Below are 21,910 nucleotides of genomic sequence, written 5' to 3'. Positions count from 1 at the left end.
GACTGGCCACAAAAAAACCCCGCCGAGGCGGGGTTTTTTTATGCCTAATGGCTGCGAAGAACTTAACCTTCGCAACCGTTAGTCATATTACTTCTGCATAGAGCGCTCGAACATGCGCTCCATTTCTGCACGGTTCTGCTCAGACATCTGCAGGGCAGCTTGCGCGTCGCGCTGAGCTTGGTTTGCAGTGTTCAGAGCTTGAGAAGCCATGCTACGTGCTTCAGCGGCGTCAGCTTGTGCTGATTCAGCTGTCATGCGTACTTCTTCCAGCGCGCCAGTAGAGGCACAACCGGCCAGGATGGCCAGTGAAGCAGCAGCAGCAGACATCTTCAGAGTCGTCTTGAAAGTCATAGTGTTCTCCTTGAATCTTCCTTGGGTACAACGTTAAGGGTATGACAAACATAAGCTTACGAGATGAGCCTAAATTTGTCTACCTGCGGTGCAGGTTCTTGACCGTGACTTGTGCCGCGAAGCACGTAAGTCAAACGCTGTTTTATTACAATCTACAACGGTTGTCTATAGCCACGTGTTTAAAACCTCGAACTTCCTTCTACGACACCAGCTTAGCGGATCACTACGCGAGTGCCAACCTTGACAAGCTCGGCCAGGCGTTCGATTTGCGAATTAGTCACTGCCACGCAGCCCTGGGTCCAATTATAACGTTCATGAATATCGGGATCCGCCTCGCCTAACCCATGAATGCCAATGGCCCCGCCGAGCACGGTATTCTGGGGCGGCTGGCGGTGGCGGCGATAATAATCAAAATAGGCGTCGTAATCCGCTTGGGAATAAATACCCTGCTGTAGCGCCATCCGCGCGTGAGCGGGGGTCGGATAATCGACCCCCATGAAAATATGCCACTTGCTGTCGTGATTGAAGCGGTTAACCCGGAACTCGCCCAGAGGCGTAGTGTTGTCACCCCGCAGCCGCTGAGTTCTGGCACCACCACGGCCAAGTGAGACAGGCTTAAACTCCTCTACCACCGAGTATCCGCGAAACACGGTCAACGTTGATGCTTCATCATCAATCAGCACCCATTGTTCATAGGGCTCCCGGGGGGATGCGGCACGCTCAAGCTGATTGGCAACCAGGTCGGGGTAGACTTCGGACGACAAGGTGACGCTGGCCGCTGCACTGGCAGCTACTGGCCAACCAAGGGCTAAGGCCAGAAAACGGCGACGGGTTACCGGCTTCATTCAGTACTCTCATCAAGATGGTGGTAACGAGGATACAACACTAAACGCCCTGCAACTCTTCAATGCCGGCTACGATGCGACGGAGTTCGGCATTGTGGCCTTCCGCCAGGGCGTTAAAAAATTCGGCTTCGGGTTCAATCACAGCCCGATCAACCCGGTGGCGGTACAGCGCCTCAAGGGTGCGATGCGCTTCGACGGCCGATTCCATTACCGACTCAATGGAGTTGCCAACGGGCTTATCGGCCAGTTGCTCCAGTTGCGGCGGCTGCGGAAAGTCATTGGGATCATCAAACCATGTATCCAGCACGTCGCGCTTTTCATGTGACTCATCGAAGATAGCGCGCAAGCCTGCCTGCATGCGCGTTTCATGGTCCGCCAGATAATTGAGCACCATCTGCAGTCTTTCGCTCTCGGCAGCACCAGCCTTGGCGCGGTACTGTTCCGATAAACGCCCATGGTAGGCCTCGACCCAGACAATCAAATCTTTTACTTGGTTGTAGCGCATTGTTTCTCCCTTCCTACATCGCGGCTTCATAGAGCAACGCGGTCTAGTTAACTTCCCATTACCACTCTCAGTACCACTCTCAGTACTACGCTCATTACCACTCTGCTCATTACCACTCTTGACTGGTTTCGCGCAGCGCGGCGACTTCTCGCTTGGCCGACTCGAGATGGTCCCGAAGTTGCTCGCGCAAGCTGGCTTGATCGCCAACCGCAATCATTCCGGGCTGGGAAGCTCGGCGCTTGGCCACGCCTTCACTGCTATGCAGTTTATCCAGCTGTACTACCAGCCAGTTTAGCCAAGAATCCGGATGGTGGGCCAAGTCACGCAGGCGCTGAAGCTCTGCCATCGCCGGCCCTTCCTCAGACAACAGATAGCGCCAATCGTGCTGGGCCAAACGAGCGTGCTCTGTCACTTCGCGCAGCAATGACGTCAGCGCCAGCTCAAACAGTGCAAGCGCCCCCTCTTCCTGTGCCATACCTTGCGCAACGGCATGCTCGTTATCATCGGTAGTTGAAGTCGCCAGTAGTTCAGCCTGGTAGAGCAACTGATTGGTGCGCGCACGATCACTCATTTTTTACGCTTGTCCTCCACGTGCCATTTACCGCCTTCAAAAGTCGCTTTCCAGCCTGTCGCCTTGCCCTCCTCGTCGGTCATCACGTACTGCTCTTTGAACTTGCGCGAGTAGCGAATCTGCGCAGGCCGCCCGTCCGGGTCTTCGCTGGGCGCCTTGAGGATGAAATGGTACTTTTCAGGCAACTCATCGGCATGGGCCTTGAGTTCTTTGACAAGCGGCGGACGTGTTTCACGGTTTTTGGGAAACTTGCTCGCTGCCAGAAACAGTCCGCTGGCACCGTCGCGCAGTACGTAGTGGTCATCGACTTTCTGACAGGCCAGTTCCGGCATATCAATGGGGTCCATCTTCGGCGGTGCCACTTCGCCGCTCTTCAACAGCTTGCGGGTATTTTTACATTCACTGTTGGTACAACCAAAGTACTTGCCAAAGCGCCCGGACTTCAGCTGCATGTCCGCACCACACTTATCGCATTCGATAAGCGGCCCATCATAGCCTTTAATCTTGAACTTGCCGGTTTCAACCTCATAACCTTCGCAATCCGGGCTATTGCCACAGATATGCAGCTTCCGGGTTTCGTCGATCAGATAGTTATCCATCGCCGTGCTGCAGACCGGGCAACGACGCTTGGCACGCAGCGCGTCGGTTTCAGCCTCTTCACCCGCATCAGCGGCCACGGCCTCTTCACCGGGAATCAGGTCGATGGTGGTCTTGCAGCGCTCTTTGGGCGGCAGGTTATAACCACTGCAGCCGAGGAAAACCCCCGTCGAGGCTGTACGTATCTGCATCTGACGACCGCAGGCGGGGCAGTCGATATCGGTGGGCACCGGTTGATTGGGCCGCATGCCGTCTTCGCTTTCAGCCTGGACCAGCTCTTCCCGAAATTCTTCATAGAAGGCATCCAGCAGGGCCTGCCAGTTACGCTCACCTTCGGCGACTTCATCCAGGCTGTCTTCCATGCGGGCGGTGAACGAAAAGTCCATCAAATCAGGGAAGGACTCTTTTAGACGCTCCGTCACGATATCGCCGAGTTTTTCGGCGTAGAACCTCCGGCTCTCGAGCTTTACGTAGCCGCGATCCTGGATCGTCGAGATGATCGAGGCGTAGGTCGACGGACGCCCGATACCCTGCTTTTCAAGTTCCTTGACAAGGCTTGCCTCCGTATAACGTGCGGGCGGCTTGGTAAAGTGCTGCTGCGGGTCAAGGGTTTCAAGCGACATGGGCGTACCGGTCGGCAGATCCGGCAGACGCTGGTCTTCATTCTTACCACTGGGTTTCATTACCCGAGTGTAGCCGTCGAACTTCAGCACACGACCTTTGGCACGCAGCTCATAACCGTCAACGTCGATACTCAATGTGCTTGAGAGGTACTCGGCAGGCGTCATCTGACAAGCCACGAACTGACGCCAGATAAGCTCGTAAAGGCGCTCGGCATCACGCTCCATGCCCACCAGGTCGGTCGCCTGACGGTCAACGCTCGACGGACGTATAGCCTCGTGAGCCTCCTGGGCGCTTTCCTTGCTGGTATAGCGGTTGGCTGACTCGGGTAAATAGCGCGGCCCGTATTCTTCACCGATAAATGTCCGCACGTTGTCCACCGCATCTTTGGACAGATTGGTCGAATCGGTACGCATATAGGTGATATAGCCCGCCTCGTACAGACGCTGGGCCATGGTCATGGTCTTTTTGACCGAGAAGCCTAACCGCCCGCTGGCCGCCTGTTGCAATGTCGAGGTGATAAAGGGGGGTGTTGGCTTCGAACTGGTGGGTTTATCTTCCCGCGAGGTGATCGAAAGCGACGCGCTCCTGAGCCGCTCGATACGCGCCAGGGTGTCCTTTTCAGACGTCGGGCGGAAGGCCTTGCCGTCCTGACGGGCCAGCACGAAGCGCACCTGTTCGCCATCCGGCGAGGCAAGGTCAGCGTGCACATCCCAAAACTCTTCGGGAATGAATGCCCGTATCTCCCGCTCCCGCTCGACGATCAAGCGCACGGCAACGGACTGCACGCGGCCAGCCGAGAGCCCCCGGGCAATCTTGGCCCAAAGCAACGGCGACAGCATGAAGCCCACCACACGATCAAGAAAACGCCGGGCCTGCTGGGCTTCAACACGCGGAATATTCAGTGCCCCAGGGGCTTTAAAAGCGTCCTGAATGGCGTTTTTGGTGATTTCGTTGAACACCACGCGCTTATAGCGGCTGTCGTCCCCGCCGATGGTTTCGCGCAGGTGCCAGGCAATGGCTTCCCCCTCGCGATCCAAATCCGTTGCCAGATAGACGGCATCAGCCTTCTCGGCCAGCTTCTTGAGTTCGGCAACGACTTTTTCCTTGCCGGGAAGTACTTCGTAGTGTGCTTCCCAGCCGTTATTGGGGTCGATGCCCATTCGTCTTATCAGCTGGTCCTGTGCCTTGCGCTTTTTATATTCGGCTTTATCGTCCGCCGACATTTTACGTGTAGCCGCGGCTTGGCGAGCGCGCTCCTTGGGGTCAGAGGCTGTCTTGCCTGAGCCGCTGGTCGGCAGGTCACGGATGTGACCCACGCTCGACTTTACGATGAAATCGTTGCCGAGGTATTTATTGATCGTCTTCGCTTTGGCGGGCGACTCGACGATGACCAGTGACTTACCCATAGTGCTCCACTTTCTGAGTGCACACGCTGAGGTGCGATGAATACGATGCCGCAACAGCCATCAAAACCGTGCGGGCGAAAAAATGCGCCTACCCTACCCCAGCCCATAACGAAGCGCCAGTGGTGAGCACGAGGATGCAGTCGACTCAATGATGATGAACATCACACTTTTCAACTAATTTGTAGCTAGACACTAGACTGCCGATTGCGCAACGGCAACCCAAAAATCAACGCCGCACAATGGAGATGCCAACGCAAACGCCCCTGCCATTGGACAGGGGCGTGTAGCACTCGATGAAACCGCTACTGTTTAGGCGGCGATTTGCGCCGTGACGTCGCGGACGTCTTACTCGCCGTCGATGCCTTGGCGGGCGACGCCTGGGGAGCCTGCTGAGGCGTCTGTGGACTTGCCGCAACGGCTTTTTCAACAGGCCGGGCCTGATTAAACAACTCCTTGGCCTGTGCAAAGCGCGATGCAGCATGCTCAGAGAGCTCACCACTGGCCGACAGCACATCCTCCAGGTGCGAAAGATGAGCATCAATCTCGTCGTTGGTCTGGCCTTCTAGCAGTGTTGGCAAGGTGTTAAGCGCTTGCTCCCGATCCAGCTTCAGGATAAAGAACTGCTCACGCACCAGGCTCTTGAAGTCGCTTAAATTGGCGCTGGGCTCCAACGCCGCTCTGGACGCGCGCAGCCGCTTGAAGTTGCGCTCGTCCGTCGCGGGTGCGCCACCCAGCACGTAAATAACGGCACGCATGACCGCTTCGTGAGGCCCACCCTGGGCAATCTTGGCAAGCAGTTCGTTCTCGCGCTGCTCCAGAAAGCGGCGGTGTTCCGGCTCGTCGCCGGGGCGACGGCGGTGCACGTGGGCGTCACCGTAAAGCCCAACAGCGGCCTGTAACAGGGGTTGCCCGTAGATATCCATGAACAACCGCTCGGTGGCACCGTCACGGGCATCGCGCCAGGCATTGAGCCCTGCCACGATCTGATCAGAGGTCATGGTTTCAAATGCCTTGAACAGGTTGTCCTTGCCCACCGGGTGACGCGACTGGCGAACCTGCTCGGCCATCACGGGTAGCGGCACACTCATCGGGTTACGGTCAGAAAGCAACTTGTAGCCCAAACGAATCGGGTGCATCCGGCGGATCCAGCGGGCTGCTTCAGGGGTCATGACCGCCTGAAGCCAGGGCTGCATATAAAGCCGATAAAGACCCAGATTGATTTCGGAAATACGCGCCACGGTCGCGAAACGCCGGTCATCTTCGGGCTTGTGCATGACTTCACGATCAAGCTCGTCAAAGTTACGCGGCGAAAATTCAAGCAGGTAGTCCCGCTCGAGGCTCTCGCCGTCGTGGCGTTCATCGGCGTGTGTAATCGTGGTTTCGTAAAGCCCCGGCGGCATCACATCGATATAATCCATGTTGGCCGTGAACTCGGTATGCTCCTTGCGCGACACGCTGCTCGACACGAAGATACCCAGGTGACCGGTTGTATCATGCTGGCAATAAACAATGGTCTGTTCATTGGCAATGATATCTTTTTCATCTTCGTAAAGATCACGGATCCAACCCAGCGCCTGTGGCGGCGGCGTAATATCGTCGCCCCGCGAGCAGAATACCACCACCGGCGAGCGCACGTTGCGTAGGTCGATGCGGCGACCGTCACGCGTGACCAACTGTGCGGTGGATAGCCGGTTGCCGACAAACAGGTTGTCGACGATATATTGAATCTCTTCGCCACCAAGGACTACGTGACCACCCCACCAGCGCTCAAACTCGAGGTATCGATTTGCCTCAGTATCAATATTGTCAAACAGGTGGTACTGCTTTTTCCAATAGGTGTTCGCCGGGTTGAGACGCTCGAAATTCTGCACCAGCCAGGCACCGTCGAACAGGCCATTACCCAGGTCGCTGGTCATCGCGGTTATCCAGCTACCGCCGGTCATGCCCCCGGTATAACGCATGGGGGCCTTGCCATGCTCGCCTGCCCAATACGAAAGCGGCGCACCGGCGATCAGAATCGGGCCGAACACCTCAGGCTCAAGGGCCGCCGCCATCATGATCTGCCAGCCCGCCTGGCAATTCCCCACCACCATGGGCTTTTCGCTGGTTTCAGGATGACGCTCGATCACATGACGCAGAAACGCCACTTCAGACTCGACCACATCTTCAACCGTTTGTCCGGGCTCGGGAAACGGTAGAAAGCCGATAAAGTAACAAGGATGACCCGCTTTTAATGCGACACCAAGCTCGCTGTCGGGCTTGAAACCACCGATACCGGGTCCATGACCGGCTCGCGGGTCGACCACTACAAAAGGACGGCTTTCAGGATCTGTTTCAATGCCTTCCGGCGGTATCACGCGCAGCAGTTCATAGTTGGTAGGCTGCGGCAATGTACGCCCATCCACCAACACTTCGGTGTCAAACCCCAGCACACTGGGTTTGGTCTGTTCCATATGTGCCAGGTATTGATTCCCGCGCTCACGCATCACGTCCAGGTAAAGCACGCTACGCTCAACGCTATCTCGCCAGTAATCAAAGGCGGCGCGGCCAAATCCGAAAGGATCGAACAGCGTGGCCATGGCATCACTGACAGATGCCGTCGCTTTATCCTGGTTTTTATGAGTCGGCGATAAAGGGTTAGCGAAGAAATTCATAGGATCTCCCATTGGGTTGATGCGGTAGCATCGAACCCGAAAGCAATGATGCTGCAACGCAATATAGTTTAGGCCTTTCCCCGCATCACGTCGATGCCTAACGCAGACTCATTGGTATAATCTATTACCGGTGCACAGGTTACCCATGACAGGTATCCACCCTGCGGTGTCATGCAAAAGCCAACCTATGTTACATTATGTCTTACTACCTACGTATCAATCGGCATGCAGTCGGACATGGCTTACATCGCCGCATGACATTGCCTGCCGCCCAGTAGAGAGGCTCTCTCGCTATGAGCAATAACACCTCGCCACGTGTCCCCAGCGGTGAAAAATTCCGCAATGAACACGGCATGACGGTGATTAAAGATGGCATGAAGCAGCGCAAAGCAGACGCCGATGCCCCTTCTCTGGATCGCAAGCCCAAATGGCTTCGCGCTCAAATCCCTGGTGGCGAGCGCTTTGAGGCGGTCAAAAAGAACGTTGCCACCCATCGGCTTAGCACGGTGTGCGCCGAGTCCCACTGCCCTAACATGGGCGAGTGCTGGAGCAACGGCACGGCGACGATCATGCTGATGGGGTCGGTGTGCACCCGCGCCTGCCGTTTCTGTGCAGTCGACACAGGCAACCCGAAAGGCTGGCTCGACCATGAAGAGCCAGACAACACGGCAAAATCAGTCGAGTTGATGGGCCTGCGCTATATCGTGCTTACCTCGGTGGACCGTGACGACCTGGACGATGGGGGGGCCAGCCACTACGCCAACTGCATTCGCGCCATCAAGGCACGCACCCCCCACGTGGTGGTTGAAGCACTGACCCCGGATTTTGACGGGGCGCCCGCGGCCATCGAGCAAGTTGCCGATTCAGGTCTGGAAGTCTTTGCCCAAAACGTCGAAACGGTTGAGCGCCTGACCAGCCGGGTTCGTGACCCGCGTGCAGGCTACCGCAAGACCCTTGACGTCCTGGCCCACGCAAAACGTTACCGTCCTGACGTGATCACCAAAACCAGCCTGATGCTTGGCCTGGGTGAAACAGACGAAGAGATTCTCAAGACATTCGACGATCTTCGCGAAATCGGCGTCGATATCGTGACCCTGGGACAATATCTGCGTCCGACCAAGAATCACCTGCCAGTGGAGCGCTGGGTAACGCCTGAAGAGTTCGACCGCTACCGCGAAATCGGGCTTGAGAAAGGCTTTATGGAAGTGCCATCTGGCCCACTTGTTCGCTCAAGCTACCGTGCTGACCGCGTCTTCGAGAAGAACAACCTCGGGCTGGCTTCGCCGGCAGCCGTGCCAGGCCAGGAAGAACCGGATCCCAATATCATTCCGGCCCTCAATGTCGGCTAATCAGCCCCACCGGCCACCGCTATGCATTCAGCGGTGGCGGTTGCACGCCTGTTACCAGTGAACGATCCAACTGGACGGCCAGCGCTTCAGCCAACTGCTCGCCTACCCGATGGTCGCTTGGCAAGGTTACCCAATCGGCCAAGCGTGTCATCGGCATGCCCGCATAGCCACAGGGATTGATGTAGGAAAAAGGCGTCAGATCCCCGTCGACATTTAGCGCCACACCGTGAAAGCTCGCTCCGCGGCGAATACGCAGACCTAGAGACGCGATCTTGGCTTCCCCTGCGTCGCCCTTCACGTAGACGCCCGGCGCATCGGGACGCGCCCTTGCCGACACACCGTAGTCTGCCAGCACGCTGATCACCGCATTTTCAAGCGCGGTCACCAGCGTACGCACGCCCAGTTTACCCCGCCGCACGTCGAGCAACGGATACAACACCACCTGGCCGGGTCCATGGTAGGTGACCTGCCCGCCGCGGTCGGTCTGCACGACCGGAATGTCGCCCGGCATCAGCACATGCTCGGGCTTACCGGCCTGCCCTTGGGTAAACACCGGGTCGTGCTCGACCAGCCAGAACTGATCAGGCGTCTGTGGATCTCGATGATCCGTCAACGAACGCATGGCCTGCCAAACCGGCAGATAGGGCTTGCGGCCCAACACATGCAGTTCGATGGGCGGTGTTGTCATTACACCACCATATGCACGAGGCCAGTGGCCTTCAGCTCGTCGAACAATTGCTTCAGCTGTTGTTCACCGGTTGCCGTGATGGTGACCCTCACCGATTGAAAGCGTCCGTTGCGGCTATCAATGACTTGCATCGTCGCCTCATCAAAGTCGGGATCGTGGCGGACAATCACCTGGCAAACCCGTGCCGGGAAATCCTCCGTGGCGTCACCCACTACTTTTAACGGATAGGGGCAAGGAAAGCTGATCTTGGGCGCTTCTTGTGCCGCCGGCTGACGCAGATCGCGAAAGCTGTTTTGTCCACCTTTTGACATGACAAACTCACTGGTTTTGCAAATGATATTCCTGCTTTGACGGCAAGACAGCTGACCATCAATCAGTAAAATTACTGATCAGGTTAGAGAAAAAGCGGCGAACCTGATCAAGCAACTGCTTGAAAAAGCCGCCCTCTTCAACGTCTTCCAGTGCCACTAGCTGCCGTTCACCGACGACATCGTCACCCATGTGAATCTCGAGCGTACCCACCTCGTCGCCGACACTGAGGGGCGCCTGGAGCTCAGCGTTGAGATTCAGGCGTGCACGCAGCTCGTCATTGCGGTTACGCGGCAATGTCATGGTGACGGCTTCATCCACTCCGACGCGAACCTCATTGATATCACCACCCCAGACACGCGGCGTGGCCAGCACGGCACCACGTTCGTAAAGGCTCATGGTTTCAAAAAACCGGAAGCCGTAGCTGAGCAGTTTTTGAGTTTCCTGAGCACGGGCCTCTTCAGAATCGGTGCCCATGACCACAGAAATCAACCGCATGTCGTCTCGTTTAGCCGAGGACACCAGGCAATAACCGGCCTCGGAGGTCCAGCCGGTTTTCAGACCATCCACCGTTGGGTCTCGCCACAGCAGGCGGTTACGGTTCGGTTGCGAAATACCGCCGAAGGTAAACTCACGCTCAGAGTAGATGGCGTAATGCTCTGGATAGTCATTGACGATATGTTGAGTCAACAGGGCCATATCGCGGGCAGATGAGTAGTGGTTTTCTCCCGGCAGCCCGGTCGGGTTTTCAAAATTGGAATTTTCCATGCCCAGCCGCGCCGCATGCTGGTTCATCAAATCGGCAAACGGGGCTTCACCGCCCGCCAGGTGCTCGGCCATCGCCACACTGGCGTCGTTGCCAGACACAATGATGATGCCATGCAGCAGGTCTTCAACCGCGACCTGGTCGCCGACTTCGACGAACATTTTAGAACCGCCCGTACGCCACGCTTTTTCGCTGATGCTCACCTGATCATCAAGGGCAATGCTACCCCGATCCAGCTCACGCTCTACCAGATAGGCGGTCATTAACTTGGTCAAACTGGCGGGCGGTAAGCGCTCATCCGCATCATGCTGTGCCAGTACTTTGCCGCTATCGGCATCCATTAATATCCACGAGCTGGCGGCCAACTGCGGCGGTGCGGGAATAATCGTTTGCGGCTGGGGCGTCTCTTGAGCACTGACAGCAGGGGCGACCACAATGGCCGCCGCAAACACACAAAGCCGCGCAGAAGAAAACAAAGCACTTAACACTTTCATGATCACATTCTCATTGACTTGAAAAAAACGCGCTCAGTAGCGCGCGTCTAAAATATCGATTAACAATTATCGCACGATAAACACATCGGTAAAGCCCGCATCGTGTAACGCTTTGCGAGCGTCACTCTCTTGATCAGCAGCGACCGGCCCCACCTGAACGCGATAAATGTCGTCGTCCTGGTTCACACGCACATCGTGAGAAATGGTATTGCTCAATTCTGAACGCATTTTCTGAGCGTTTTGGGGATCGCCTAACGCGGCTATTTGTAAATAGACGACCCCACCACTTGGCTCGCTCGGCGGATTATCTCTGTTGCGCTCGGGCGTTTCCGGTGCACTTGCCGTTGCCGTGTCGGGCACAGGCGTTGACCGAGACGTGTTACGCGAACGCTGCGCCTGCCACTGTTCGGGATTTATCGCCTCGACCGTCACCGCGCCAGTCCCTTCATCCAGAATACCCAGCCTGGCAGCTGCCGCGTAGGAAAGATCAATTTCGCGGTCACTGTGGAAAGGACCACGGTCATTGACCCTGACAATCACCGACTGTCCGTTACGTTCACTGGTCACACGTGCATAGGTGGGCAGCGGGAGCGAACGATGCGCCGCCGACATTTTGTACATGTCATAGATTTCACCGTTCGACGTTGCGTAGCCGTGAAACTTTTCGCCGTACCAGGAGGCCAGCCCCTGCTTGGTGTACCCGTCGGCATCGGGCAAGACATGATAGGTCTTACCCCAAACCTCGTAGGTTGATCGGTTGCCTGCCCGTGAAAGCGGTTCATCGCGGGGCACTGCATCCGGCACGCTGGAGACATCCGGCGGCTCGAGCGGATAGGCATCCCCGCTCATGGCGTAACGCCCGCCGGCAGTATCACGATCATTGCTCGGCTCGGCACTTGCTCCTGTGCGATTTTGCGCTGACTGGCTTGAGCCACTCATCGGCTCGTGACTTGCACAGCCGCTGACAACCACCAGAATCAAGGCAGCACAACCTAATTGCTGCCAGACGTTAACGTAATACTTCATGCGTCATCCTCACCCTGGAGACTTTTTACGCCCACCGCTTGCGCCTCAGCGGAGATGGCTTCTGCCAACTCGGCAACGGCCATGGCATAAAGATGGCTGTGATTGTAGCGGGTAATTACGTAAAAATTGTGATCAGCGAGCCGATACGTCAGTTGACCATCGCTCAGAGTAAGCACCAGCGGCGTGACCGAGGCGCTTTCATCCAGCGCCACATCCGGCGTGATACCTGCGCGTTGCAAGGCCTCCAACGACGTATCGGGGGGTGTTATCTGGTTGACGGACAGATCAGAGGGCATCGTTTCAGGCCCCTCCGCCGGGTAATAGACCGCACGCCCTTCCTGCCAGCCGTGCTCCGCAAAATAATTGGCAACGCTGCCAATCGCGTCAACCGGGTTGTTCCAAAGATCGCGCTGCCCGTCATCATCGAAGTCAACGGCATAGGCTTGATAGCTTGTCGGAATAAACTGGGGGTAGCCCATTGCCCCGGCATAGGAGCCCTTTAGGGCCACAGGGTCAACTTGCTGCTCGTACGCAATCTGCAGAAAGGCCCCTAGCTCACGACTAAAAAAATTCCCCCGCGTGGGATGCTCAAAGGCCAACGTCGCCAAGGAATCCAGTACCGGATGGCTACCCCGGTAGCGACCATAGTAGGTCTCGACGCCGATAATCGCGGTAATGATGTCGCGGGGAACACCATAAACGTCTTCCGCTTTGGCAAACGCATCCTGATGGGCCTGCTGAAACTCGACGCCTTCTTCAATACGCTGCTGGGTCATGAAAATATCGCGGTATTCGTGCCATTCAAGATGACGCTCGGCGGCCCCCGCCATGGCATCCAGCACCGACTGACGCAGTCTGGCCTGACGCAACTGTCGGTTTAACCAGTCGCTCGGCAATCCTTCGTCCTCAAGACTTTTCACCAATGCACGCGCGCCTGCATGGTGCTCAGGGTCGAAATACTGGGCACCGTCATCCTCCGCCATTAGAGGAAACGCCAGGCCGCCGACCATAACCCCCAACACGCCGACAACCGCCATCCGTTTGGCTCTATTCATTCACTCACTGCTCCTGTGGGCTGCGCTGTGATTTTCTATCGCTACCGCTAGCGTGGAAGAAGCCGACGATGCGCGTGAATCGACATGAGAATACCGAAACCCACCAGCAAGGTCACGCTTGAGGTGCCGCCGTAGCTGACCAGCGGCAACGGCACCCCAACGACCGGCAATATTCCACTCACCATACCGATATTGACAAATACATAGATAAAAAACGTCAGAATGATGCTGCCGGCGACCAGACGGCCAAAGGTATTCTGCGACTCGCTAGCCAACCACAGCCCGCGACTCACAATGAGCAGGTACAGAAAAATCAGTACCACCATACCGATAAGCCCAACTTCTTCGCCCAGCACCGCAACGATAAAGTCAGTATGACGCTCAGGCAGAAACTCCAACTGTGATTGCGTTCCCTCAAGCCACCCCTTACCAAAAACACCGCCGCTACCAATGGCGGTCGTTGACTGGATGATATTCCAGCCTGAGCCGAGCGGATCCGTCTCCGGATTCAGAAACGTCAGTATGCGCTGGCGCTGATAGTTATGCAGGTTCATCCACAGCAAGGGAAAGCCTGAAATCAATAGCACAGACACCAATCCGATCAGTCGCCACGACAAACCGGCCAGCAACACGACGATGATCGCCGCACTGGCAACCAACAGTGACGTGCCCAAATCGGGCTGGGCGGCAATCAATGCGACCGGAAGACCAATAATGAATGCGCAGACCACAATATCTTTCAGCTTGGGGGGCAGTTCACAGCGGTAGAGATAGGCCGCGACCATCATGGGAACGGCCAGCTTCATCATTTCCGAGGGCTGAAAGCGGATGACACCTGGGATTTCCAGCCAGCGTTGAGCGCCCATGCCAAAATCACCGACCAGTTCTACAGCTACCAGCATCAGCACGCCGACCCCGTAGGCCACGGGTGCCCAGCGCATGAAAAAGATCGGTGAAAACTGGGCCACCACCACCATTGCCACCAGCGCGACACCAAAGCGAATAGCTTGGGCAATGACCACGTTCACGCTCTGGCCAGAGGCGCTATAGATCACCAGCAGGCCACTGCTCATCAGGATCAGAAGGAGGCCCAGTAGCCAGGGGTCAAGATGAATGCGCTCCCAGATACTGCGACGCTTGGGGATACCCCCGCTGGGACGCACCGGATGGCCGCGTAGTGATCGGGTTATGGCCTGCCATGGCATGATCAGTTGCCCTCCACGTTGCTGGTATCGGTTTCCAGGGTCTCGCGCACCTCGTCGACTTCGGGGGCATCGTCGTCCAGCAACCATTCATCGGTCATCGCCCTGGCAAGATGGGCGGCGTGGGTACTCCCGCCACCAGCATTTTCAACGATGACCGAAACGGCAATTTGCGGGTCTTCGATAGGCGCAAAGGCAATGAACAGCGCATGGTCACGCAGGCGCTCTTCGAGCTCGTCGGCATCGTAGCGCTGGTCCTGGCCCAGCGAAAACACTTGTGCCGTGCCCGATTTGCCCCCCATGCGATACTCAAGACCCACACCAGTACGCCGCGCGGTCCCTTCTCTGCCGCTCACCACCTTTTCCATGCCGCTGAACACACTGTCCCACCAGTCGTCTTGTGCCAGGTTGATATCCTCCGGGGTATCGGGCAGGTCCCGTTCCAGCGGCTTATCACCAATTTTTCGCGCCATACGAGGCTTCACCCAATCACCACGGTTGGCCAATGTGGCCGTGGCGGTGGCCAACTGCAGCGGTGTAACCTGCCAGTACCCCTGACCGATACCCACGGATAGTGTCTCACCTGGATACCAGGGCTGGTTAAAACGTTCGCGCTTCCATTCACGCGATGGCATCAAGCCTGAGCTCTGGCTCTGGACATCATGCGCAACACGCTGACCAAAACCGAAGTTGGTCATTTGCTCATGGAGACTATCAATGCCCATTTCGTGTGCCAGCGAGTAATAAAAGGTATTGTTGGACACCGCCAGCGAGCGTTCCAGATCCACGCGACCGTGCCCCCAACGCAGCCAGTTTCGATAACGCCTTGAATCATTGGGCAATTGATAATAGCCGGGGTCGTTGATGGTGGTATCGGGCGTGATCGCTCCATCGACAAGTCCGCCAAGCGCCAGGAAAGGCTTGATCGTCGAGCCGGGCGGATAGTGACCACGAGTTGCCCGGTTGAACAACGGCAAGTTAAGATTTTCCTGGAGTGCTTGATACGAGGCCCTGTCGATACCGGTGACAAACTGATTACTGTCAAAACCGGGCGTCGAGACCATGGCAAGTATCTCGCCACTGTCTGGCTCGATGGCGACGATTGAACCCCGGCGGCCATCCATCAACTCGTAGGCGAGCATCTGCAGCGACGAATCAAGGGTCAACGTCAAATCCTTGCCGGGCACTGGGTCGGTGCGTCCAAGCTCACGCAGCACACGCCCCCGCGCGTTGGTTTCAACCCTTCGCAAGCCTGCCTGGCCGTGCAGTTCATCCTCGTAAAACCGCTCGATACCCGTCTTGCCAATAAAGTGCGTTCCGGCATAGCGGGTCGCATCCAGGTTAGCCAACTCTTCGGCGTTGATGCGTCCGACATAACCCAGCGCATGCGCCATCACCTCAGCATTGGGGTAATAACGCAGTAATTGAGCCTCGACCTCCACTCCGGGTAACTGATGACGATTAACGGCTAACCGGGCAATCTGCTCCTCACTGAGGTCGCTCGCCAGAAGAACGGGCTGAAAGGGGCGCTGCCATTGCTGGGAGCGCTCATAGAAGGTGCTGATTTCTTCACCTTTGAGTTCAAGAAGCTCGACCAGAAGTTCCAGGGTTTCATCGACGTCTTCCGATCGCTCGCGCACCAGTGTCAGGTTGTAGGTGGGCCGGTTTTCCGCCAGTAGCACCCCGTTGCGGTCGTATATCAACCCACGGTTAGGCGGCAAGGGTTCAACGCGAACACGATTTTTTTCAGAGCGTGTGCTGTAAACATCATGCTGAGCAACCTGCAGATAAGCCAGACGTCCAACCAGCAGGCTCGTCAAGGCCACCACAACCACAAAGGCCAGTAAGGCTCTGGCACGAAAAATCCGAAGTTCTTGCTCGGTGTTCTTAAGCTTGTCGGAGCGCGGTGGCATAGCGATGACTAACTCTCATTCAATCGATGAAGGGCATCCAGCTGTCTGAATAACTCAACGATGGTAGGGATGCCCCACCAGCAGCGTCCAGGCACGATAAAGCTGCTCGGCGAGCATGATACGCACCAATGGATGAGGTAAGGTAAGTGGCGATAACGACCAGCGCTGCTGAGCCATCGCCGACACAGCAGGATCAAGCCCGTCCGGGCCGCCAACCAGCAGCACCACATCCTGACCTTGCAGTCGCCAGCCATCGGCCTGCCGGGCGAGCTGTTCGGTGGTCCAGGCCTTGCCATCAACCTCCAGCGCGACCACATGCTCGTTGCCACGTAGCTTGCTGCGAATGCGCTCCGCCTCTTGTTCCCGAGCCCGGGCTATATCCGCATTTTTACCACGCTGGCCCAGCGCCACTTCTTCGATATCCAGGCTGAAATCTTTCGGCAGGCGCTTGCGGTAGGTTTCTACGCCCTCTTCCACCCAGGCGGGCATTTTACTGCCCACCGCCAACAGGCGGATTTTCATGACATGCTGGCCGGCTCGTCACTTAGCGAAAGCTCACGCCGCCCGGTGTCGCTGGGCAAGTCGGCCCATAAACGTTCAAGGTCATACAGGGCGCGTGCTTCAGGCAGCATGATGTGAACAATCACGTCGCTCAGATCGACAAGCACCCAGTCGGCGTTGTCACCCCCCTCGACACCCCGCGGGGATAGCCCGGCAGCTTTGGCTTTTTCAACCACGTTCTGGGCCAGGGCAGCAACATGGCGGGTTGACGTACCGCTGGCAATCAACATGATATCGGCAACGTCGGTCAGCCCAGTGACGTCCAACTGAGCGATGTCTCGAGCCTTCAATTCTTCCAGCGCATCAAGCGCTACGCTCTTCAATGTATCGATGTGCATATCTCCTAACGATAACCCCATGTAATGCGCTTTTTTAAGCGGGCCATTGTAACGACTAATAAGCGGACTGCCAGCGCTGATACAGCCCTTCGCGTAAAATGGTACTTTCCACCGCCTCGGGGACCAGAAAACGTACGCTTTTGCCCTGCCCCAGCCACTGGCGAATGTGGGTTGCTGAAATGGCCATCGTGGAAGGCAAGGTGACACGTAATACCTGCCCGTGAGGCGAGGCCATTAAACGGGACACGCTATCGACTTCACGCTCGTCCAGCAGTTCCATAAGAGGCCTCGACGGTGCATCGGCATGGCCTGGTCGGGCGATCACCACCAGGTGGGCAAACGCAAACAGCTGCTCAGGCTTGTGCCATTGGTCAAGCCGCAAAAACGCGTCCCAGCCTATGGCCATGACCAGTCGCGCCTGTTCACCGTACTCATGGCGAAGCGAACGCAGCGTATCCACGCTATAGGAAGGACCATCACGCTCAAGCTCACGCCCATCGGCCTTGAGACCTGGCGTATCACCAATGGCCGTTTGTAACAGTTCAAGGCGCTGTTGCGGCGATACCTGAGGCGTATCGCGCAAGGGCGGCTGCGGTGCGGGTATCATGTGGACTGTGTCCAGCCCTAGCGCATCACGCAACTCCACCGCGCTGCGCAAATGACCATTATGCACCGGATCAAAGGTGCCGCCGAGCATGGCGATACGTGCCGGCCGGGTCATTCGCGAACCTGGCCACTACCCATGACCACGTACTTCTGAGTGGTCAAGCCTTCAAGCCCAACCGGCCCTCGGGCATGCAACTTATCCGTGGAGATGCCGATTTCAGCCCCCAGGCCATATTCGAACCCATCGGCGAAACGAGTCGAAGCGTTAACGACCACCGAGCTTGAGTCCACTTCGGCCATAAAACGGCGGGCTAGCGAGTAGTCTTCAGTCACGATGGCGTCGGTGTGATGCGAACCATAGCGTTCAATATGGGCGATCGCCTCATCAATGTCGTCGACCACCTTGATTGCGAGTATCGGCGCCAGATATTCGGCACTCCAGTCATCGTCGCTTGCCGGAAGCGCCTGAGGAAGCAGCGCCTGGGTTTGCTCGCAGCCACGCAATTCGACCTCATGCTCGGCATATTGACGGGCGAGTTCGGGCAGCAGGAGGTCGGCAATCGCCGCATCCACCAGCAGCGTTTCCATGGTATTGCAGGTGCCATAGCGGTGAGTCTTGGCATTGACCGCAATCGACAGCGCCTTGGCCGGATCGGCCAGACTGTGGATATAGACATGACAGACACCGTCAAGGTGCTTGATGACCGGCACCTTCGCTTCGCGGGAAATACGCTCGATAAGCGACTTGCCACCGCGGGGAATGATCACGTCGATATAATCAGGCATGGTAATCATTGCCCCGACCGCTGCGCGGTCACTCGTGGCCACCACCTGAACACTACCGGCTGGCAGCCCTGCATCGCCAAGCCCTTCCTGGATACAGCGGCTAATGGCTGCATTGGACGCACGCGCCTCGGAGCCACCCCGCAGCACACAGGCATTACCCGCTTTAAGACATAAACTCGCGGCTTCAAGGGTCACGTTAGGACGCGACTCGTAGATGATGCCGATCACGCCCAGGGGAACGCGCATTTTTCCCACCTGAATACCGCTGGGGCGATAGCGCATGTCACTGATCTCACCCACCGGGTCGGGCAGTGCGGCCACCTGGCTCAACCCCTCGATCATGGCGTCGATACGCGCATCGCTGAGGGCCAGACGATCCAGCAACGCCGCATCAAGGCCGTTTTCCTGCCCTCTTGACAGGTCTTCGCTGTTGGCCGCCAGCACATCCTCACGGGCCGCATCCAGGCGGGCGGCCATGGCATACAGCGCTCGGTTTTTCTGGCCCGAATCAGCGCGACGCAGCTCACTCGCCGCCTGACGAGCGGCTTTGCCAAGTGATTGCATGTAGGCCGCGACATCGCCAGCCTCAAGGGATAGCTTTGCATCGGCGTCGAACGATGTTGAAACGCTCATGCGATCTCCATAAATTTCTCGGTGGGCATAAGCCACTCGGTCATATTTAGCCTGTAAGTTAAGCGGCGTGCTAAGCTATTTTAGCGCTATACTAAGGGCTTATTTAACACTTCTCGCCACCTTTCTAATGACGATTTTACGCATATCACGCTCACCATCACGCATCTGTCCAAGGGTTGATAGTAAGCCACCATGCAAAATAAATACAAAATACGTCTATTAAGAGCCAACCTGCTGGCGGCGGCCGTAGCGCTTGCCCTATGGACACCCTCCGCACCGCCGTCGGCTGCGTTGGTGCTATGGCTTTCAGTAGGCTGGCTATTTATTACCGCCCTTTTACTGGACTTCAGCCACCGCTACCCGCGTGGCCGTCCGTGGCAGCTGCTGCCCGGGGCGCTTCTACTCGGGCTGATTGCCGCCGCTCCGGAACGCCACGGTCTGTTGATCTGGGCCTGGGCGGCCTTGTTCATGTTACCGCAAATGAGCTGGGTAGCCGCGTTCAACATAAGCGCTGCCCTGCTCAGCAGTGTGCTGGTGGCCCCGCAGTTATCGACACCCGCCTGGCTATTGATGGTTATTTCACTGGCGATCCTGTGCGTTCTGGCATTGGCCCGTGCACAACAGCTGATCGACATGAACGGAGCGATTCGCCAACGGTTGCGACTCGTTCCAGGCTTGAACCTGTGGGCTGGCGAGCAGTTGGTGAGGGACATCCAGCGGGAACAGACGCGTTGCGCGCGGGAAGGCATTTATGGCGAACTAATAGTCCTGCATGTAAAGCGCCATCAACTGTGGCCAACAGCCAAAAAACTCTGCGAACTTACCCACGACTTCGAGAATGTGTATCGTCTCGATGGCACGACCCTGGCAACGTTAATGCTGTCTCGCTCGGCACTCGAAGCGCATGAGCGTTACCAGTCATTAATCAACGCGTTACCCGACAACACTATCGCCAACCCAATCGAGTTAATGGATGTGCCCCCTACCCCCTCAACGCTTCAAACGCTGACCCGACGAGAGGCAGGCGAATTGCGAGGCCAGCCATGACTCAGCATCATTTCCCTCGGCAACTGGTGACGCTGGCGTATATAGCCAGTATCGCCTTGATGGGCAGCTATACTGTTTGGCTTTATGCCATGGGCGAATATCGCGACCTCGTCATGCCCAGCTTCATGATCCTGCTCCTGCTGGCCGCCTTTCTGCTCCATCTGGGCCAGGACATGCGCGCTCACCTGCCGAGGCTGGTGCTGCTTTTTTGCACCTATACAAGCGTCATTGCCGCGCTTTATTACCAACCCGAAACCCCACTGATCTGGATCGGTTTGCCGATGACCGCCGCTTTCCTGCTGCTTCCCCTGCTGAGCGCGGTCTTATTGCATATGGTATTAATTCCACTGTGGTGGTTGATGCCTGCGCTAGCCCAAGCATCGCCTACCCTGGTGATGGGTTACGTGGCGCTGGCGCTTTTGCTTGCACTGCCACGCTGGGAACATGCAAGACGCCGCGCATTGCTGCGAGCCACCGATCCCAATGACAGCGAGTGCGACGCCTACCATATCGACACACTGAAGGAACGTTTGCACAGTGAATACCAGCGGGCCGATATGCTCAACCAGCGTTTGGCAGTGCTGGTCATCCACTTACCTCAACGTGACATGGCGGAAGAGCAGTTCGGCGCCCGCGCCGCCCAGGCATTGCTTGGCGCCTTGTGCACCGAGGTATATAGCTGCTGCCGCGACCACGACCTGCTGGGGCGTGCCGACAATGCAACCTTTTGGCTGGTATTGCCCGACACCAGCGAAAGCGGAGCGCTACTGGTCCGGGACCGGCTTCAGCGCGCGCTTTCACGGCGTGTATTGGTCGAAACCGGACAGTGCGAGGCGCGCATCGCCGCGTGCCTGCCCTGCCCCAAAGAAAATTTTGAACACTATCTGCAACGCCTGGAAAACCGGGGCAACGCACTGGCGACCCCCTGACAGACAACCAGACCGTATCGACTTGGCCTTATCCCAGCGCCAGCCACACCCCCACACCAATCATCAACGTCCCGGCAATACGGTTCAACAGGCGAACATTGCCGCTTTTACCCAGCACACGACGCAGGGTTTTTCCGCCGGTGGCATAGACCAGCATACTGACAAACTCGATGGTCAATATGACGGCGATCAACGTAATCAGTTGCTGGCCGAGAGGTCGGCTGCTATCCAGGAAAGGCGGCAGCAGCACCATGAAAAACGCCCATCCTTTGGGGTTGGCGACGGCCGTTAAAAATCCCTGGAGTGCCAATTGCCACCGCCCTGCCGGTGGGCCAGCTTCAAGCTCATTGGGGATCGCCATACGCCCTCTCGAGCGCCACATCATGATGCCGATATAGGCCAGGTACGCACCGCCTACCCATTTGAACGCCATAAAAAGCGCTGGCTGGCGCAGCATCAGTGCTGCCACACCTGCGCCCGCCGCCGCGGCTACCAGCCCGACCCCGATTAATTCGCCGACCATCATCCAGAGGGCGCGCTTGACGCCCTGGGTCATACCCAGAACCATCGCCAGCGTCATGCACATACCCGGCGTTAACGACACCAGCAAAAAAGTCGGCACAAATACCGAGAGCGTGGCCCACGACATCATTGG

At 57.1% G+C, this 21,910-nt stretch carries 21 protein-coding genes; 3 read left to right on the top strand and 18 right to left on the bottom strand.

The genetic code is table 11. From position 1 onward, the window contains the following. Positions 1–87: 87 nt before the first annotated feature. From QC816_RS15575 to QC816_RS15550, 6 genes are all read right to left on the bottom strand, one after another. Positions 88–351, bottom strand: coding sequence for an Lpp/OprI family alanine-zipper lipoprotein (locus QC816_RS15575; protein WP_085919284.1), 264 nt, complete (start codon positions 349–351; stop codon positions 88–90). A gap of 212 nt (positions 352–563) precedes the next feature. Continuing rightward, positions 564–1,196, bottom strand: coding sequence for a L,D-transpeptidase family protein (locus QC816_RS15570; protein ID WP_264826219.1), 633 nt, complete (start codon positions 1,194–1,196; stop codon positions 564–566). A 40-nt stretch (positions 1,197–1,236) separates the two neighbouring features. Next, positions 1,237–1,701, bottom strand: coding sequence for a 2-hydroxyacyl-CoA dehydratase (locus QC816_RS15565; protein WP_309783257.1), 465 nt, complete (start codon positions 1,699–1,701; stop codon positions 1,237–1,239). A gap of 109 nt (positions 1,702–1,810) precedes the next feature. Beyond that, positions 1,811–2,272, bottom strand: coding sequence for a DUF6586 family protein (locus QC816_RS15560; RefSeq protein WP_085919281.1), 462 nt, complete (start codon positions 2,270–2,272; stop codon positions 1,811–1,813). Continuing rightward, complete coding sequence (gene topA, locus QC816_RS15555) at positions 2,269–4,899, bottom strand: type I DNA topoisomerase (RefSeq protein ID WP_085919280.1); 2,631 nt, start codon at positions 4,897–4,899, stop codon at positions 2,269–2,271. Before topA ends, QC816_RS15560 begins: the two co-directional genes overlap by 4 nt. A gap of 302 nt (positions 4,900–5,201) precedes the next feature. After that, the gene (locus tag QC816_RS15550; RefSeq protein ID WP_085919279.1) at positions 5,202–7,553 is read right to left on the bottom strand and encodes a DUF3141 domain-containing protein; all 2,352 of its coding nucleotides are present in this window, start codon (positions 7,551–7,553) and stop codon (positions 5,202–5,204) included. Positions 7,554–7,846: 293 nt separating this feature from the next. On the opposite strand from QC816_RS15550, the gene lipA reads away from it, so the two are divergent. Further along, a complete protein-coding gene (gene lipA, locus QC816_RS15545) occupies positions 7,847–8,902 on the top strand; it encodes a lipoyl synthase (protein WP_085919278.1) in 1,056 nt (351 codons plus the stop codon). Positions 8,903–8,921: 19 nt separating this feature from the next. Here the strand turns inward: lipA and lipB are convergent, their stop codons facing one another. The 11 genes from lipB to QC816_RS15490 all read right to left on the bottom strand — a co-directional run bounded on the left by lipB (position 8,922) and on the right by QC816_RS15490 (position 19,279). Continuing rightward, positions 8,922–9,590, bottom strand: a complete 669-nt coding sequence (gene lipB / locus QC816_RS15540) for a lipoyl(octanoyl) transferase LipB (protein WP_085919277.1) — start codon at positions 9,588–9,590, stop codon at positions 8,922–8,924. Continuing rightward, positions 9,590–9,901 (bottom strand): HP0495 family protein, encoded by a 312-nt coding sequence (locus QC816_RS15535; RefSeq protein ID WP_085919276.1) that lies wholly within the window; start codon positions 9,899–9,901, stop codon positions 9,590–9,592. Before QC816_RS15535 ends, lipB begins: the two co-directional genes overlap by 1 nt. A gap of 58 nt (positions 9,902–9,959) precedes the next feature. After that, on the bottom strand, positions 9,960–11,159 hold the full coding sequence (locus tag QC816_RS15530) for a D-alanyl-D-alanine carboxypeptidase family protein (RefSeq protein ID WP_085919275.1): 1,200 nt from the start codon (positions 11,157–11,159) through the stop codon (positions 9,960–9,962). A gap of 66 nt (positions 11,160–11,225) precedes the next feature. Beyond that, entirely contained in the window at positions 11,226–12,185 is a 960-nt protein-coding gene (locus QC816_RS15525) for a septal ring lytic transglycosylase RlpA family protein (protein WP_309783251.1), read from the bottom strand. Continuing rightward, complete coding sequence (mltB, locus tag QC816_RS15520; RefSeq protein WP_309783249.1) at positions 12,182–13,240, bottom strand: lytic murein transglycosylase B; 1,059 nt, start codon at positions 13,238–13,240, stop codon at positions 12,182–12,184. Before mltB ends, QC816_RS15525 begins: the two co-directional genes overlap by 4 nt. A 47-nt stretch (positions 13,241–13,287) precedes the next feature. Continuing rightward, positions 13,288–14,445 (bottom strand): rod shape-determining protein RodA, encoded by a 1,158-nt coding sequence (gene rodA, locus QC816_RS15515; RefSeq protein ID WP_309783247.1) that lies wholly within the window; start codon positions 14,443–14,445, stop codon positions 13,288–13,290. 2 nt (positions 14,446–14,447) lie between these two features. Next, positions 14,448–16,355, bottom strand: coding sequence for a penicillin-binding protein 2 (gene mrdA, locus QC816_RS15510; protein WP_199285214.1), 1,908 nt, complete (start codon positions 16,353–16,355; stop codon positions 14,448–14,450). Between the two features lie 54 nt (positions 16,356–16,409). After that, the gene (rlmH, locus tag QC816_RS15505) at positions 16,410–16,877 is read right to left on the bottom strand and encodes a 23S rRNA (pseudouridine(1915)-N(3))-methyltransferase RlmH (protein ID WP_085919270.1); all 468 of its coding nucleotides are present in this window, start codon (positions 16,875–16,877) and stop codon (positions 16,410–16,412) included. Then, positions 16,874–17,254, bottom strand: a complete 381-nt coding sequence (rsfS, locus tag QC816_RS15500) for a ribosome silencing factor (RefSeq protein WP_085919269.1) — start codon at positions 17,252–17,254, stop codon at positions 16,874–16,876. Before rsfS ends, rlmH begins: the two co-directional genes overlap by 4 nt. A gap of 55 nt (positions 17,255–17,309) precedes the next feature. After that, a complete protein-coding gene (gene nadD, locus QC816_RS15495; protein WP_085919268.1) occupies positions 17,310–17,975 on the bottom strand; it encodes a nicotinate-nucleotide adenylyltransferase in 666 nt (221 codons plus the stop codon). Beyond that, positions 17,972–19,279, bottom strand: a complete 1,308-nt coding sequence (locus QC816_RS15490) for a glutamate-5-semialdehyde dehydrogenase (protein WP_309783245.1) — start codon at positions 19,277–19,279, stop codon at positions 17,972–17,974. The genes nadD and QC816_RS15490 overlap by 4 nt, the downstream gene beginning before the upstream one ends. Positions 19,280–19,471: 192 nt before the next feature. Here QC816_RS15490 and QC816_RS15485 point away from each other — a divergent pair, with 192 nt between their 5' ends. After that, entirely contained in the window at positions 19,472–20,326 is an 855-nt protein-coding gene (locus QC816_RS15485; RefSeq protein ID WP_085919266.1) for a hypothetical protein, read from the top strand. Next, positions 20,323–21,255, top strand: coding sequence for a diguanylate cyclase domain-containing protein (locus QC816_RS15480; RefSeq protein ID WP_309783243.1), 933 nt, complete (start codon positions 20,323–20,325; stop codon positions 21,253–21,255). Before QC816_RS15485 ends, QC816_RS15480 begins: the two co-directional genes overlap by 4 nt. A gap of 28 nt (positions 21,256–21,283) precedes the next feature. On the opposite strand, the gene QC816_RS15475 is transcribed toward QC816_RS15480, so the two are convergent. Then, the gene (locus QC816_RS15475; RefSeq protein ID WP_309783241.1) at positions 21,284–21,907 is read right to left on the bottom strand and encodes a LysE family translocator; all 624 of its coding nucleotides are present in this window, start codon (positions 21,905–21,907) and stop codon (positions 21,284–21,286) included. Between the last annotated feature and the right edge of the window lie 3 nt (positions 21,908–21,910).

It is taken from the genome of Vreelandella janggokensis, assembly GCF_031451615.1.
GTDB lineage: Bacteria > Pseudomonadota > Gammaproteobacteria > Pseudomonadales > Halomonadaceae > Vreelandella > Vreelandella janggokensis.
Note: the sequence above shows the minus strand (reverse complement) of the source record. Positions and strands in the feature narration are given on the sequence as shown.

What these genes read in the sequence shown, in the direction of transcription:
- QC816_RS15575 (WP_085919284.1), bottom strand. Translation starts at nt 351, where the DNA reads ATGACTTTCAAGACGACTCTGAAGATGTCTGCTGCTGCTGCTTCACTG.
- QC816_RS15570 (WP_264826219.1), bottom strand. Translation starts at nt 1,196, where the DNA reads ATGAAGCCGGTAACCCGTCGCCGTTTTCTGGCCTTAGCCCTTGGTTGG.
- QC816_RS15565 (WP_309783257.1), bottom strand. Translation starts at nt 1,701, where the DNA reads ATGCGCTACAACCAAGTAAAAGATTTGATTGTCTGGGTCGAGGCCTAC.
- QC816_RS15560 (WP_085919281.1), bottom strand. Translation starts at nt 2,272, where the DNA reads ATGAGTGATCGTGCGCGCACCAATCAGTTGCTCTACCAGGCTGAACTA.
- topA (WP_085919280.1), bottom strand. Translation starts at nt 4,899, where the DNA reads ATGGGTAAGTCACTGGTCATCGTCGAGTCGCCCGCCAAAGCGAAGACG.
- QC816_RS15550 (WP_085919279.1), bottom strand. Translation starts at nt 7,553, where the DNA reads ATGAATTTCTTCGCTAACCCTTTATCGCCGACTCATAAAAACCAGGAT.
- lipA (WP_085919278.1), top strand. Translation starts at nt 7,847, where the DNA reads ATGAGCAATAACACCTCGCCACGTGTCCCCAGCGGTGAAAAATTCCGC.
- lipB (WP_085919277.1), bottom strand. Translation starts at nt 9,590, where the DNA reads ATGACAACACCGCCCATCGAACTGCATGTGTTGGGCCGCAAGCCCTAT.
- QC816_RS15535 (WP_085919276.1), bottom strand. Translation starts at nt 9,901, where the DNA reads ATGTCAAAAGGTGGACAAAACAGCTTTCGCGATCTGCGTCAGCCGGCG.
- QC816_RS15530 (WP_085919275.1), bottom strand. Translation starts at nt 11,159, where the DNA reads ATGAAAGTGTTAAGTGCTTTGTTTTCTTCTGCGCGGCTTTGTGTGTTT.
- QC816_RS15525 (WP_309783251.1), bottom strand. Translation starts at nt 12,185, where the DNA reads ATGAAGTATTACGTTAACGTCTGGCAGCAATTAGGTTGTGCTGCCTTG.
- mltB (WP_309783249.1), bottom strand. Translation starts at nt 13,240, where the DNA reads ATGAATAGAGCCAAACGGATGGCGGTTGTCGGCGTGTTGGGGGTTATG.
- rodA (WP_309783247.1), bottom strand. Translation starts at nt 14,445, where the DNA reads ATGCCATGGCAGGCCATAACCCGATCACTACGCGGCCATCCGGTGCGT.
- mrdA (WP_199285214.1), bottom strand. Translation starts at nt 16,355, where the DNA reads ATGCCACCGCGCTCCGACAAGCTTAAGAACACCGAGCAAGAACTTCGG.
- rlmH (WP_085919270.1), bottom strand. Translation starts at nt 16,877, where the DNA reads ATGAAAATCCGCCTGTTGGCGGTGGGCAGTAAAATGCCCGCCTGGGTG.
- rsfS (WP_085919269.1), bottom strand. Translation starts at nt 17,254, where the DNA reads ATGCACATCGATACATTGAAGAGCGTAGCGCTTGATGCGCTGGAAGAA.
- nadD (WP_085919268.1), bottom strand. Translation starts at nt 17,975, where the DNA reads ATGACCCGGCCGGCACGTATCGCCATGCTCGGCGGCACCTTTGATCCG.
- QC816_RS15490 (WP_309783245.1), bottom strand. Translation starts at nt 19,279, where the DNA reads ATGAGCGTTTCAACATCGTTCGACGCCGATGCAAAGCTATCCCTTGAG.
- QC816_RS15485 (WP_085919266.1), top strand. Translation starts at nt 19,472, where the DNA reads ATGCAAAATAAATACAAAATACGTCTATTAAGAGCCAACCTGCTGGCG.
- QC816_RS15480 (WP_309783243.1), top strand. Translation starts at nt 20,323, where the DNA reads ATGACTCAGCATCATTTCCCTCGGCAACTGGTGACGCTGGCGTATATA.
- QC816_RS15475 (WP_309783241.1), bottom strand. Translation starts at nt 21,907, where the DNA reads ATGATGTCGTGGGCCACGCTCTCGGTATTTGTGCCGACTTTTTTGCTG.